The organism is Brucella tritici, from assembly GCF_008932295.1.
GTDB lineage: Bacteria > Pseudomonadota > Alphaproteobacteria > Rhizobiales > Rhizobiaceae > Brucella > Brucella tritici.
This window is the reverse complement of the sequence record NZ_WBWA01000022.1, coordinates 70,669-83,725: the sequence shown is the minus strand read 5'-3', so window position 1 is coordinate 83,725 and position 13,057 is coordinate 70,669. Positions and strand designations below refer to the sequence as shown.

The following is a 13,057-nucleotide window of genomic DNA, read 5'->3' as shown; positions in this document are numbered from 1 at the left end:
GCACCTATCGACCCGCCCCCATTCCTCGCTTGCAACCCTGACCAGCCACTCGGCATGGGGGCTGAACGTCAGCACCTGTCGCATCTCTAACTTGCTAAAAACGTCGCATCCCTAACTTGCCAAAACAAGCCATTGAATTTATTGGAATAAATATGGCTACTACTTCTTGCCGTCATTGTTCGTACTCACCTGTCGCCAGCAACGCTCCATACTGTCCTAAGTGTGGTGGCAAGGGGCCCGGCGAGCGGTGGTATGAAATACCAGTTGGATTAATGATTCTGGCAGCAATCTGCTATTTGGCGTGGCTGTTATTCTCGTAAGGGCGTTACGCAAGGCCGCCGACAAACCCGCTTAACTCATCAAGCCGCACCATCGAAATCCGTACTGTGCCACGACAGCCGCGCGCTCTGCAGATTGTTTCGCGCTCGAGCTCGTCGATGTACAGGAATTCGCGTTCCGGCGAGACGCATACGATGGCACGGGTGAGGTAATGCACATGACCGCATTTCTTGCACCGCGCCTCGAGCTTCTGATTGTCGGCCAGGTCGCCGACCTTGACGCTTTGTTTCCAGCCCATCACCAAAAATCCTCCGCGGATGGAATGCGCGTGTACGAGATCTTGCCGCCGACGTGGCCGCCGGCTGGCGGCCGCCATTGGCCGAGGCTGACAACAGTGGCAGCATAGCGCGCATTGAGGTTGTCGATTGCCTTGCTGGCGTTTTCCCAACGCCGGCGTTGGCGGTCATCATTGTGAAGTAGATCAAGCTGGCGTTCATGCGTAGGCGTCAGATCATAGAGGGTGACGCCTATCCGGAAGATCGTGAGTCCGCGCGGATAGTCCAGCGCGACCTTTTCCCAAAGTTCGGAAAGGGCGGCAAGGATGGCCTGGTCGTCGTTGACGACCGGTAGGTGGCGCTTTCCCATCCACGATCCATCACGAATCGAGAGCCAGAGCCAGAGGCCGGCGGCATAAAAATTCTCGCGCCGCAGACGCCGCGCCGCTTTTATCAGAAGCAACCGTGAGATCTCGCGCGCGCCGGCCATCGTGCGCGATTCCGGAGGAAGTACGCGCCCATGGCCGAACATGCCCCGGCTCGATGCCTGGGCCTGTATGTCGTAGCCATGGAGAGCATACCAGAGTCGTTCGCCAGTGACGTTGTTCCAAAGCCGACGCATGTGCTTGGGCTGGAGATTATAAAGCTGTTCGGTTGTGTAGATGGACGATCGATAGAGCCGCTTCGCCATATTCCCGCCGACTCCTGGAATATCTTCCATCGCAACCGCGAACAACGGCGCAGGCAGGTCAGCCGGCCGCCAGATCGCCAATCCGTCGCCGTACCGCCCTGCCCCGCGCTTACCTTCCTTACAGGCAATTTTCGCAAGCTGGCGATTGGCGGCGAAGCCGATCGAACAGGTGATAAAGGAACCGACATTCTCTGCGATCGCGGCCTTGATGCGAGCCGACAACCCTTCCGGGTCATTGCGGCCGGTCTCATCGAGGCGGCAAGTCAGCTCATCAATCGATTTAGCCGCGTCGATCGGAATAACGGTCTCTATTTCGGACAGGAGCGCGTTATGCGCCCGCCGATAAAGGTCGGGCTTTTGTGGAACAAGCACCAGGTCTGGACAGAGCCGCTTTGCCTCGTCGATCGGCATTACATTCTTGACGCCGTAGGCCTTTGCCTCACGACTGCACGCGATGACTGCCGTGCGGGTCGTGCCGGCGAACGGCACGACGCCGATCGGCCGCCCCCTCAAGCGTCGGTCACACTGCTGCTCAACGCTTGCGAAGAATCCGTCAAAATCTAGGTAGAGCCGTTCGATCGTCTCCGGCTTGCGCATTCTGTCTTCGCTCCTGAATAGAACAAAAACAGAACAACGGAGAGACGGTTCCCGTCAAGAGGAATTTTTTCTTATGCAACGGTATGGGCCGTTTTGCTTGGTGGCGGAAATGAAGAAGGCCCGCAAGGCGGGCCTTCTGCGCTTGGACGACCGTTCTTAGCCGAACGGCAGGAAATGACGCCGAATTTTCCTGGCGATCACGTTTGAGAATATCAGCAACGCGGCAAGTGCCGCAAAAATCGATATTTCGAAGCTATATTGGGCGGGATTAGCAAAGATGTTTCCAACTCCACTCGTTAGCAGCATGAAAGCCCAATAGCCGGCCAAGCAGACGAAGACGACGGCGAGGACCGTCGGGACAGAGAAAACGATAAGCAGCGGAGTGAAGATCACCATCCGCACCACTTTTTCAGTCTTTGTCAGACCGTGGGCGTCAACGTCGTAAATGGGACGCAGATACTTCGGTAAGGTCATATCGGCTCCTTTCGCGCCGTTGTTGCCATCATTGAACCATAACTCAGAACCGCTTTTATAGGAAGGTTCGGCCGGCACCTGTTACTTCCGAGGCAGGAGTTTTCCGACTGTAGTTGGGATATGCTTCGCCCCTTCAGAAAGTCGGCCGAGTTCCTTGGTCGTACCCATGGCTGCAATATTAGCTCGCATCGCAGAATGTGCATCGAGGTCGTCGCCGATATGGTCGAACCACCGGAACACCCGGCCCGGAAATTCTGCGATCAGGGAGAACGATCGCTCAATGATGACGAGATAGACCGCCGCCATGAAAAACATGACGACAAAAATCCCGAGGAACCATGCCAAGCTGACAAAGCTATCTCCCACGAGTGATTGAGCAGAGGTCAGAGCGTAGTAGAGCCCGCCATTAATGAGAACACCCATGATCCGGAAAAGGATCATTCCGAGGAGGAGCCCAAAAAGCATGAGGACCGGCGTCAGAGTGAGCGCCAGCACCATGACATAACCGCGCCGGGCCTGGCTGCCGCCCATCCCCTTCCCTTCCATAGAGAGATGCGCGATCGCCCAAAGTGGCGCAGCGAAGATAGCTTCCATTACCAGAAGGAAGAACGCGCCAATTCCGATCACCCATGTCACCATCGGAACCATTGGAAGCACGAAGGCAAGGAACATGCCCATGGCCCCAATGCCACTTATGACCCAACCGACGAAATTCGAAAGGACTGTTATACCGGTCCCCACGTATGGCACCACTGCAAGGACAGACAACGCGATGATCGCAGCGGTCGTATAGAACGTGACCTGCGTTCCAAACGTGACGAGACCGATCATTGGATCGTTGGTGGGCCTCATAGGATTAAGGAACTCCAGTGCCTCGTAAAGCGAACCAGCAGATGGCATCCAGTCGGAAATATCGCCGCCGCTGTCCGCGAACGCGACGCGTTCATTTACGAACGCCCTGATCCCGCTTCTGGCGACGCTTTCGTTCCACCATTCGACGGTACCGTTGTAAGTCGCCGAAATCTGGTCGAGGAACTTTTTGGCGTCGCCGTCAGCCGAGCCGAGTAAGTACCAGTTGTTATCCGCGTATTGGGAAGCAATCGCATTGCGCACCGATCCACCCGGATTCGACGCGGCGCCGATCGCTCCTCCTGGCGTCACTTTCGGAAGCGCAGTTGCTACCGAATTAGAGTCAGCCGACAGCCGTGCGATGAGCTGATAATAGAATCCAGCTTGCAACCATCCGCCGTTCTTGAGATTGCCGGCTAGTGCCTGGCTTTGTGAATCTCCCACGGGCGTCACCTGCAGTGGATCATCTGCTTCCGCAACGTCTTTGCCGGCTTTCTGCAATTTATCATCACCGATATATTGCTTCAGGATATCCGCGTGCTGCTTGCGCCAGTCGTTGAGATCTTTGCGAAGATCACGATAGGCTGGCAATTGTTCACGCTTGCTGATCGCCTGGGCGAGCTGCGCAGCAGTGCCAGAGAAGCTGTCAGCGGTTTTGGTAACAGCTTGCTGCATGGCTTGAATGTAGTCGTTATAGGACTTGCCGGCAGCTTCAGCCAGTCGCTGGAAACCCGTCGTTTGGCCGGGCAGGCTGACGATGCCACAAGCACCATAAGAATTCGGCAGGCTATATGCCATTTGCGGTACACCTGATACCGTTCGCCAAGACCCGCGCGAGATTCCGTCTAGTCCATCACCTCCTTTGGACACTTCGAGATTGTACACCGCCTGGCAAAGTTCGGCCCGCCACAATCCCTGCAAGAATTGACCGTCAAGGGCGTCATAGTCACCGCCCACGACTGGCAATCGCTGTTCAACGATGAGATCGACCGTCTCATTCCAGAAGAATGAGGCGGTGGCCGTGCTCACGTTGACCATGTAGGCAATGCCATGCTGAGCGGCGTTATATCCGGTTGGCATGGGAATGAGGGCACCTACCGCGAGGATAGTGCGCAACGGCACCCACATTGCCGAATGCCGTCTTCCAAGTATCTCGCCCTCGTGGGCCGTTTCCGTGACGCCTACGACAACATTGTAGATGAACAGGATTGCCGCAATCGCGAAGAACAGAACATTGAAATTCGCGATCAGCGAGGAAATGAGGGTTTCGTCGTTAGGGCCGGTGAAGAGCGGCCCAAAGATCATATTCAAGAAGGAATTGGACCGTGCGTCTCCCTCGCCCTTGATGATATCGGCAATATTGATGTCGTCGGCGTGCGCGACGCTTGCCGAGATCATCCAAAAAGTAGCGAGAAGTCCCACCCGGTTCATGATTAATCGTCCTTTGATAGGATCTGCATGTTTGAAGGCAGACGGTCGTTAAAGTAATCGCGCACAGCGCCGATCCGGCCTTGACGGATCTGCCATGCCCGAAAGTCAGCCTTCATCGCCAAGGCGAAGGTGATGACTGCCACCAGGCACCCGCCGATGAGAAGATAGAAGGACCGATAGCCGAGAACGTAGAGAGCCGGGATAGCAGCGAGTGCAATGCAACCTGCTACCATGTAGATGCTGGAATCCCTGTCCCATGCCGCCAGCGCTGCATCTATTTCCTTTGCGTCGAGCCCGTCACTCAGTTCTTTGAAGCGCTGAATGCCGCCATCGGCATATCGATCTCCGAAGCTTCTCGCCTTCAACCGGCCTTTCGGCCGCAACTCGTCGATCGTGTTCTGAACATTGTCGGCAGCATCTTCCGCAGCATGTGATGCTGCGTTGAAAAAGACCTTGATGCCGAAAGCCCGTTTCAGGTTCCAAGACGCGAAACGACGGATGCGACCTTGCTCACTCATTGCGCTGCGCTCGCTGTCGTTACGGTCGTGCGACTGTCGCGCTCGTCAAGGCTGTTCGACAACAGCGCTGCAATTGCCGATGCTTGGCGGCGCTCGAGATTGAACCTCATCCAATCGACATGAAGGTTGAGAGCCTGGGTTAGCAGTTGTTCGCGCTGCACAGCGGCGGGAGACATGCCAGCCAGTTCCTTGTGCCACTCTGGATTGGAAAAGCGGGAGCGGACGAAAATATCTACCGCCTGCAGTTCGGAAACATGCTCGCCTACTTCGTAGGGATAGGATTCCGTCACGGCTTTTTTCGCCCAATCCGCAAGTTCTTTGCCACCCGTCGGAGCCGCAATGTCACCAAGATAGCTGTAGATCGAATGTGCTGCCGAACGGCGGGTAGCATCGACCTGACGAGCCGCAACTTGCGCCCTGCCGGCCGGCGATCTCATTTCCGCTTGAGTGATCGGCTTTGGCGGAATCGGATCGACCATGTTGTTGATCATCCGGACGTAAGCCTTGGATACTTCTCCATCCGACGTATCCAGAGTGATCGCGTCGGTTAGGAGGCGAACATCTGAAGTCGGATCAGCGAAGCCGGCGACATTCCTCAACTCGTCACGGTCTGCAATGATCGCGTTTGCGACCGCCAACCCACCTTCCGTTACCGGTTTGCCAATATCCTCGTTGCCGTATGACCAATTGCGGGATGCGTTGGCAACATCGTTGCCGCCGTAGCCCGCGACCCCCTGCCCTGGCTTGCCCATGCTGAAGATGCCCGATAAGTCGAGGCAGGCCGAGGTAGCCGGATCGTACCGACCGCCTTCCGCTGCAGCTCGGGCCTTCTGTCGCTCACGGATGGTTTCTGCCATCTGAGCGGCTTCCTGGGTCCGGGAGTTAGCTTCGATCGCGCGGTTCTGATAGGCACTCAATTGCGCGACGCCCTTCAGAATGGTTTGCGCAATCTGGTTGCCAACGTCAGTCGTATGAGAATTGATGTTCTCCTGAGCGCGGTAGACGATGTTTTGAACACCGCCGCAGGAGCAAGCGGCCAGTGCCGCATTACCGACGGAAAGGGACGCGAAAGCCGTTCCAGCAAACAGCAACGATTTGATGACTGCCTTCATCACAGGCCTCCCGGTCCATAGAGATCGTTATAGAGATTATTCAATAGCGAGCCGTCATTCTCACGCCGCCCGGAGTTGTTGACCGAGGGCTGGTCCATATTTAGCGAGCCGCCCTTGTAATCATAGTTCAACGTCGGCACAGACCCGCCGCCCATACCGCCGGGCAACTGCAAGGAATCGAAGGATGGCAATTGAAGCGCGGACTGGAGCGGTTCAGTCACCTTGTTCCATTGCTCTTGCGCATAGGAGCAGATTTGCTGTTCGGCGTTCGACAAAGCCTGATTGAAAATCTGGCTCAGGTCCGGAACCTGGATTGCAAAATCAAGATTGACCTTCATCAGATTGTCGAGGCAGCCGAGCGAATCCAGTGACGGCGGCTTTTGAAGAGCTGCTTCATGGCGCTTCACTTCCTTGTCGATACCCGCGCGAATGGCCTCGACGAGGTTGATTTTCACCGTATCGACGCAGCCTTTGCCACTGTCCTTGAAAAGCTGCTCGATCTGGTCTGCATGAGCCGGCGCGGTTGCCATAGCCAGGCCGCTAACGGCACAGACCGATAGAAGTAGGATGATCCTCATAGCGTTGCTTTCTCCCCTTGGAATGGTGGGATTTCTCGAATGAGAATCGGCCGTTTTGTGCCGATTCCGGGGAACCCTTCGGTCTGGTCGTACATGCCGCCGCCAGTCTCTCCGCCTAATCCGCCTTCCAAACCTGCGAAGGATTGACCGTTCATGGCCGCCATGCGTTTCAGCAAGTGAGCCTGAAGCTCTGCATAGGAGGAGAAGCCATTCGCCGTCAGATACGAGGCAGGCAAGACAGACGGGTCAAAGCCGCTGGCGACCCAATCGTTGAGCGCACCGGCGCCGAGGAAGTGAGCCGCGCCGAGCAATCCGTCCTGGGTGATCTCTACACCGTTGATCGTCTGCCCGACGAGGCCGCGCGCCTGGCTGCTCAGGGACGACCAATTGCGGGAAGCGAGCTCCATGTTGGCTGCATCCTGAAGAGACGCGCCAGCGCTCGAATAGCGCAGATCGTTCAGGCTATTGACCCCTGCCGCTTTGGCCTTGTCTGTGGCGACATAGTTCGACCAGTCACCGCGCGAGCCACTGCCCGTATATTGGAAATATCCGAGCTGTTGCCACGTTCCGGCTGTGATCTGATAACGGCCGACGGCGCTACCGCCGTTTCCGTTGAAGATTGAATAGGAGTTGCCGCCTTCGAGCTTGGACGTGTTTTCATTATAGTCCGCCCACGCAGTAAACGGCTGCAGCAATGCCAAGCACAGTATGACAATAATCGAGCGTTTCATCGCTTCTGCCCCGCTATCGTGATCTTCATGGCGTTGATGACGGAGCGCGGGTTTTTGTCGCCAAGCGAATAGGTTGCAACGCCATCCTGCGTCGCGACCTCAATCAGGCGACGATCATTGCCGTCACGCTCGTCAATGACTGAAAAATCTGGTCCCCATGCTTCAAGAACGTCGATGAGCTGCTTTTTCCCATCGAGGAAGACCACCGGACACGCCGAATTGCCGCAATAGTAGGTGGAAAGCACCTTGATCGCGACCTCATCTCCGTTCTTTAGATTTACGTCAACTGCTTCCACATTCGGAGCTTCGAGCTCTTCCGAGCCGCCCTGAAAGCGTTCTTTCAGAGCTTCGGTCGCGGCCTTCAACTCGTTCTCCGTCGGCGTTCGGGGTTTTTGCTCCTGTGGTACGGGTTGCGCCATATATGCCGCGCCGGACCACTTCCAGAGGCGGCGACCATCATAGAGCGGCTTCATGCCCGTCGCTGCAACGGGACCAAGCCCAACGGACTTGCCCGGCACGCGCCAAACCTCAAGCCATTGCTTATCGTCATAGTACAAAGCGGACACGAAACACCCGGTCGCACAACCGCGGGCCTCGCCGAGCAAGACCACCATCTGGTCGTAGCCATCTGTCGGTTCTTCGAGCCAGACGCGCTTTGCCTGCACGATACGAAAATCACGCCCATACATTTTCCGCGCCGTCGCCGTCGCATCCGAGTCCTGCTTTTCGAAATTGATGGTTTCCGTCACCAGGTCGTCAATGTTGGACTGAGCCAGAGCAACGCTACCAATCGCGCTTGCCAACAGCGCGGCTGTAATTGCCTTTATCACGAGGCCTCCTTGATCAGTTCGTCCGCGAGCTGGCGAATTGCGTTGCCCCGAACCTTGTCATCAATTGCGACGCCACGATCTTCCATGTCTGCAAGACGGCGCTCGATCGTGTCCTTTGCCGAACCTGAAGGGAAACGGCGCGCGAGAATGCGCCGGGCTGCCTTCGAACCGAGGCTTTCGTAAAGCATCGTGCGTAGCGAGGTGTCCTCAGCCGTAGTTGAGAGCGCCCAAATTTCAATCGGGCCGAGCTGGTTGAATACGTGCTGGACATACGTGCCTGACCGCAGGTTCAGCATCGCCAGCAGCGGTGCGCCCTCCCCTTCGATCGGACCACGAAGCCCGCGCATAATGTCCATGATCGAAGGGGTAAGATTGTAGGTCGATGCAATCTGACGGATAGATTCCTCCGTCGGCACGTTACAGAACCAGAAGCTGTTGGCGAGTTTCTGAATGCTCGTGTCGAAATCTTCGAGAAGCTGAGACGCAAGGGTGATTTGCACGCCGGCCTTACGACCGACGCGGCCGAGATTGATCATCTGGTCGCGGAAGCTGTCCAGGCCGCCAGTCAAATGATATTCGTCGACGCAGAGGCGCTTGCCCATCTGCCGGTTGTTCTCGATCCGCTGAAGATGATAGGCGCGAACCTCGTCGCTTAGATCACGAGCACGGATCTCGTCAGCATCCATCCAGAAATCGGTGGTCAGGGTCTGAAGCGAGACCATATACATGATGGCGGTCTGTCGCTTGGCGTGCGGACCTGTCTTCGCGGTTACGCCGGCAAGGTCGAACGCGATGATGCGGGCGTTCGAAACATCGAACCGCGTCGGTCGGGCCAGGATCGGATAATCGCGGCAAGCCGCCGTCAACATGCGCTGGAAAGCTTTCAGCACATCCTCGCCGGTTGGTGCCTTCATATCTCGGAAAGGCTCTCGTACGATCTCGGAGTTAGAGACATTCACGAGATCGGCCAAGGTCGGGACGGCATAGCGCTGCGCTAGTGCAGCCTCATGATATCTCCCCTTCGAGAACAGATAGTCGGTGATCTCGTACCATGTCGTCGCGGTGTCGATCTCGAAACCAAGCTCTTCGAGCGCAGCGTCAACTTCGAAGGAATCGGATTTGGAATAGCGCTTCGGTGAGCGGCTATCGCTGAAGAACTTATAGGCCTCGTCGATCGTTGCGCCCGCAAGCGCACTGATACCGTCATAGGTCGCCTCCTCACCGTCCGGGGTACATATGAGGCAGAGCAGGTTTACAAGGTAAGCTCGCTCATATTCGAAGGGGTGACGCATGCACAGTTGCAGGTCGAGCGGGTTGACCGAATATTGTTCCGACATTTTCAGCCGATGAAAGACGGCTTCATGGCGGCGCTGGACCGGTAGAGCATCGCGAATGAGGCTGATCAGGCCTGACGACGATGGACCAATGTCGATAATCGAAATGCGCGGCAACAGGCCCTCGTTAGACCTGCTTCGACCTGACTGGCGTGACAACGCCACGCCGAGATTGATCGAATTCATCAGGACCGATTTGCCGGAACCCGGCGTGCCGACGATCAGGTCAACCCAGCCCAACTGTTTCGAGGAACCGGGTTGATACGGCCACAGCTTGCCGTCTTTCGTCCGGAACATGACGGAACCCTGTTGCCATGGGCTTGCAGGTCGTGCGATCGGCGCAAGGGCAAAAGCGTCGGCAAGGCTGGCGGCGGCCGCCGGTGCTGTCGATTGTGCATTGAGCGCTAGAGCCGACGACATCACGCACTGGACGGGATCTCCGACCAGTGCGTCCGTCTGGCAGTTGCCCCATCGTTCTACCGTCCGCCGCAGGGTCGCCACATGCCGCTGCAGCGTCTCTATATCCGTCTTTGGCGCCCATGCTGCAAACGAGCAGCGCCACCGAACGACGGTATCATCCGCGCCGTCATCAAGACGCAGTTTCTCGAAAGCCTTCTTGATGCGTGAATTGTGGATCGGTGCGGTCCACGTCATGATATTCGTATATGTTTCCTTGAACATCTGCCCTTGGAAACCGCCGGAATCGATCAGCATCGACATCCGCCAGGAAATGCGTTGATTGCTGTCGAGCACCCTCCGGATCAGGTCATTGAATTGCACAACGACTTCCGGTCCAAGCGATATGTCGAAACCCGAGAAGACTGTTTCACCAAGTTGCACCGTCGTTTGGTCAATGATTTCGCCATGCTCATTGATGAGCTGTCGAGAAAGCAACGGCCAAAGGAGGTTCGAAACCTCGCTTTTCTTGAGTTCCTTGACAGATTTGGGCATACGAGCCCGCGCATAATCTCCGGGTAAGATCGCCTTCCAGCTATCCCCCGCGATCAAGTATTCCGGATTCAGCACGCCCTTAATCTGCGATAGGGCCTCATGCACTTGCAGCGGCTCGATTTCGATACCGACAATGTTGGCTTCTCGCACCATGGCCTCGCAGAAGGAGCGATGTCTTGTAACGAGGGCGTCGATCGCCAGCGCCGGCCACTGTGCATGCCGCATTTGCGGCGCACCCTGCATATCTTTGCGGGCCTTTTCCGAACTGGTTTTCAGCTCCTGGCGCGTGAGCAAGGTAGGCCGCGACCACAGCGCCATGAAACAACGCTCGCCGGTCAGACGTTTCGGCAACAATTGCCGCCGCTCGTCTATGAGATCGTGAATATCGAGGCCCGTATCGGCCGCAACGCCTTCTGTTACCGCAAGTGCACGATTGATGTCGGCCGCACCTAGTTCCGGGGTGTGCCCGAACCAGAACTGAAGCGTATAGCCGGCAGTTCCTAATTGGGAGCTGAAGGCAAGGCGGAGATCCGTCACCGCCTTGCTGATTTCCTTCTCGCCCGGCATGGACCGGAAGCCTTCAAGCCGAAATACTGTCACCAACGAACCGTCATCGGCGACAAGCATGTTTTCGCCTTCAGAGGTCACGAGCCGGCAATAGCCGTCCAGCGACTTCCGCAGCGCTGACCGACCGATAACAGCCGCCAACGTGTCCAGAATTCCGATCCCTCCCATCATCAGTTGATCGACCGCAAGGTTCCGTCAACCGACGTGGTATCGGCACCAGAGCCGAAGAACGTCGTCACACCCATGCCGAGGAATTCCGGAACGGCAATGAACAGTGCGGCCGCAACGCCGAACCAGATCGCCGTAGCGGGCCTAGCGGACGGATCGTGCGGGTTGCGGTGGTTCTGCACGAGCTTGTTGATCGCCAGCATGGCGAACACAACACCAATGATGAACGAAGCCGCGCCGAGGAAGTCACCGGCAGGGCCGAGCGTATCATTGCGAACATTCGTCAGAACTTCGCCAAGGCCGCCACTCGATTGAGCGAGCGCCATGGTCTGGTAAGCAAACGTCCCGGCAAAGAGTGCCGCCGTTTGTATCCATGCCTTCTTCATAAGTGCTTTCCTTTCTTAGCCGAGCACAAGTTCTTCGATGTAGCCAACGAACATCACGATGTTCATCGCGAATGTTCCGCCGATTAGGTGTGCGACTCCAAAGCCAACAAGGCCCGGAGCCGGCCATTTCACGGATTGATTGAGCAGCATGAGCCCGCGAATGAAGCCGAGAAGGCCGAGAAATTGCACGACGCGCAGAAGTGCAATAATGACCGAACGGGCCTGCTCATGATCGAGCGGAGCGAGCATTTCTGGCGCGTAAGCAAAAATTTCCGAGGCTGCGACTGTCTCGTCCACCTGGAAAAACGACATCAGAAACGCCGAGATCGCCGATGATAGCGAGACCAGCATGACGGCGGTTATCAAGCCAGCCATTCCGATCCATCGGCCATGATCGTCACGCGCAACGTGCTGGCCGGAGGCGGCGCGTTCGCTTGCTTTGACAAAGCTGTTGATGGACGCAATCGCCAGGGCAATGCCGATAATGAAACATGTCGCGGCGACAAGCGCCTGTGCCGGCGGGATCAGGTCAGCGAGCCGCTGAACCAATCCCACCAAGCCATTCAGTGCTTCACCGTTTCCGCCCATGGCTCACCCATTTTACTGCGTCGCCGCAGCATCCTCTTTCGGTTCATCTCCCGCCGCGCTCGCTTCCGCTACCTTTTCCGGCTTCGGAGTTGGGACGGGTGGAGCCTTCGCCTTCGGGGTCACAATCTGATGTCGGGCGTTGCCGAAAACGGCCTCGTTTGCCGGCACTTCCCCATCATTGCCAGCCTGAACGGAATAGCCATTCCCTCCCGGCTGGATCAGGCCGATAATTGCCTGATCCTGTGCCTTGAGTTCCCGCAGATGCGCGATGATCGTATCCACAACGCCGTTCTGCGAAGTCAGCGTTGTGACCTCCGCACGCAATGCATCGTTGTCGGCACGCAAATCAGCTACCTGACGTTTTAACGCAATGATTTCACGCTCAATCGGGGTTGGCGTAGATGTTTTTTCTATTTTGACTGAATCAGATTTTTCGCCGTGCGCGCTACCAGCAGCAAAATAAAGACCGCCACCAGCAATTGCACAAATTCCGACTATCAAGACTACCCGGAATAGCATGCCTCTGTCGCTATCTTCCATAGGTAGCCGAGATAGATTGTCATCATGCCTGCCTATACTCATTTTGTGCTCTGCGTGTGCTTTCGACAACACGAATCGAACAATTTTCGATTGTGGCCTTTTGGGGGTGACAATGAGACTCTTTATGGCATATTCAGACGATATTGCAATATAAAGCA

At 56.5% G+C, this 13,057-nt stretch carries 13 protein-coding genes; all 13 read right to left on the bottom strand.

The window, feature by feature from the left end; translation table 11 throughout:
• Nucleotides 1–325 precede the first annotated feature (325 nt).
• The 13 genes from F9K91_RS19255 to F9K91_RS19195 all read right to left on the bottom strand — a co-directional run bounded on the left by F9K91_RS19255 (nucleotide 326) and on the right by F9K91_RS19195 (nucleotide 12,704).
• Nucleotides 326–577, bottom strand: a complete 252-nt coding sequence (locus F9K91_RS19255) for a hypothetical protein (protein ID WP_112700661.1) — start codon at nucleotides 575–577, stop codon at nucleotides 326–328.
• Entirely contained in the window at nucleotides 577–1,842 is a 1,266-nt protein-coding gene (locus F9K91_RS19250) for a Y-family DNA polymerase (RefSeq protein ID WP_151678490.1), read from the bottom strand. The genes F9K91_RS19255 and F9K91_RS19250 overlap by 1 nt, the downstream gene beginning before the upstream one ends.
• Before the next feature lie 156 nt (nucleotides 1,843–1,998).
• Nucleotides 1,999–2,394 (bottom strand): hypothetical protein, encoded by a 396-nt coding sequence (locus tag F9K91_RS19245; protein ID WP_100560314.1) that lies wholly within the window; start codon nucleotides 2,392–2,394, stop codon nucleotides 1,999–2,001.
• Between the two features lie 3 nt (nucleotides 2,395–2,397).
• The gene (locus tag F9K91_RS19240; protein WP_100560316.1) at nucleotides 2,398–4,596 is read right to left on the bottom strand and encodes a DotA/TraY family protein; all 2,199 of its coding nucleotides are present in this window, start codon (nucleotides 4,594–4,596) and stop codon (nucleotides 2,398–2,400) included.
• A 2-nt stretch (nucleotides 4,597–4,598) separates the two neighbouring features.
• Entirely contained in the window at nucleotides 4,599–5,114 is a 516-nt protein-coding gene (locus F9K91_RS19235) for a hypothetical protein (protein ID WP_100560318.1), read from the bottom strand.
• Entirely contained in the window at nucleotides 5,111–6,226 is a 1,116-nt protein-coding gene (locus F9K91_RS19230) for a hypothetical protein (protein ID WP_100560320.1), read from the bottom strand. The genes F9K91_RS19235 and F9K91_RS19230 overlap by 4 nt, the downstream gene beginning before the upstream one ends.
• Complete coding sequence (locus tag F9K91_RS19225; protein ID WP_151678489.1) at nucleotides 6,226–6,804, bottom strand: hypothetical protein; 579 nt, start codon at nucleotides 6,802–6,804, stop codon at nucleotides 6,226–6,228. The genes F9K91_RS19230 and F9K91_RS19225 overlap by 1 nt, the downstream gene beginning before the upstream one ends.
• Entirely contained in the window at nucleotides 6,801–7,535 is a 735-nt protein-coding gene (locus tag F9K91_RS19220; protein WP_151678488.1) for a hypothetical protein, read from the bottom strand. Before F9K91_RS19220 ends, F9K91_RS19225 begins: the two co-directional genes overlap by 4 nt.
• Nucleotides 7,532–8,365 carry a hypothetical protein gene (locus F9K91_RS19215; RefSeq protein ID WP_151678487.1) on the bottom strand — a complete coding sequence of 278 codons (834 nt, stop codon included), beginning with the start codon at nucleotides 8,363–8,365 and terminating at the stop codon, nucleotides 7,532–7,534. Before F9K91_RS19215 ends, F9K91_RS19220 begins: the two co-directional genes overlap by 4 nt.
• Nucleotides 8,362–11,388 carry a hypothetical protein gene (locus F9K91_RS19210; RefSeq protein ID WP_112700675.1) on the bottom strand — a complete coding sequence of 1,009 codons (3,027 nt, stop codon included), beginning with the start codon at nucleotides 11,386–11,388 and terminating at the stop codon, nucleotides 8,362–8,364. The genes F9K91_RS19215 and F9K91_RS19210 overlap by 4 nt, the downstream gene beginning before the upstream one ends.
• Nucleotides 11,388–11,771, bottom strand: coding sequence for a hypothetical protein (locus F9K91_RS19205; protein ID WP_112700677.1), 384 nt, complete (start codon nucleotides 11,769–11,771; stop codon nucleotides 11,388–11,390). The genes F9K91_RS19210 and F9K91_RS19205 overlap by 1 nt, the downstream gene beginning before the upstream one ends.
• Before the next feature lie 15 nt (nucleotides 11,772–11,786).
• Nucleotides 11,787–12,359: a hypothetical protein gene (locus F9K91_RS19200; protein WP_113334166.1), complete on the bottom strand. Its 573-nt coding sequence runs from the start codon at nucleotides 12,357–12,359 to the stop codon at nucleotides 11,787–11,789.
• Between the two features lie 12 nt (nucleotides 12,360–12,371).
• Nucleotides 12,372–12,704, bottom strand: coding sequence for a hypothetical protein (locus tag F9K91_RS19195; protein WP_151678486.1), 333 nt, complete (start codon nucleotides 12,702–12,704; stop codon nucleotides 12,372–12,374).
• Nucleotides 12,705–13,057 lie beyond the last annotated feature (353 nt).

Excerpts from the sequence above, each read along its gene's own strand:
- F9K91_RS19255 (WP_112700661.1), bottom strand. The coding sequence starts at position 577 with ATGGGCTGGAAACAAAGCGTCAAGGTCGGCGACCTGGCCGACAATCAG.
- F9K91_RS19250 (WP_151678490.1), bottom strand. The coding sequence starts at position 1,842 with ATGCGCAAGCCGGAGACGATCGAACGGCTCTACCTAGATTTTGACGGA.
- F9K91_RS19240 (WP_100560316.1), bottom strand. The coding sequence starts at position 4,596 with ATGAACCGGGTGGGACTTCTCGCTACTTTTTGGATGATCTCGGCAAGC.
- F9K91_RS19235 (WP_100560318.1), bottom strand. The coding sequence starts at position 5,114 with ATGAGTGAGCAAGGTCGCATCCGTCGTTTCGCGTCTTGGAACCTGAAA.
- F9K91_RS19230 (WP_100560320.1), bottom strand. The coding sequence starts at position 6,226 with ATGAAGGCAGTCATCAAATCGTTGCTGTTTGCTGGAACGGCTTTCGCG.
- F9K91_RS19225 (WP_151678489.1), bottom strand. The coding sequence starts at position 6,804 with ATGAGGATCATCCTACTTCTATCGGTCTGTGCCGTTAGCGGCCTGGCT.
- F9K91_RS19220 (WP_151678488.1), bottom strand. The coding sequence starts at position 7,535 with ATGAAACGCTCGATTATTGTCATACTGTGCTTGGCATTGCTGCAGCCG.
- F9K91_RS19210 (WP_112700675.1), bottom strand. The coding sequence starts at position 11,388 with ATGATGGGAGGGATCGGAATTCTGGACACGTTGGCGGCTGTTATCGGT.
- F9K91_RS19205 (WP_112700677.1), bottom strand. The coding sequence starts at position 11,771 with ATGAAGAAGGCATGGATACAAACGGCGGCACTCTTTGCCGGGACGTTT.
- F9K91_RS19200 (WP_113334166.1), bottom strand. The coding sequence starts at position 12,359 with ATGGGCGGAAACGGTGAAGCACTGAATGGCTTGGTGGGATTGGTTCAG.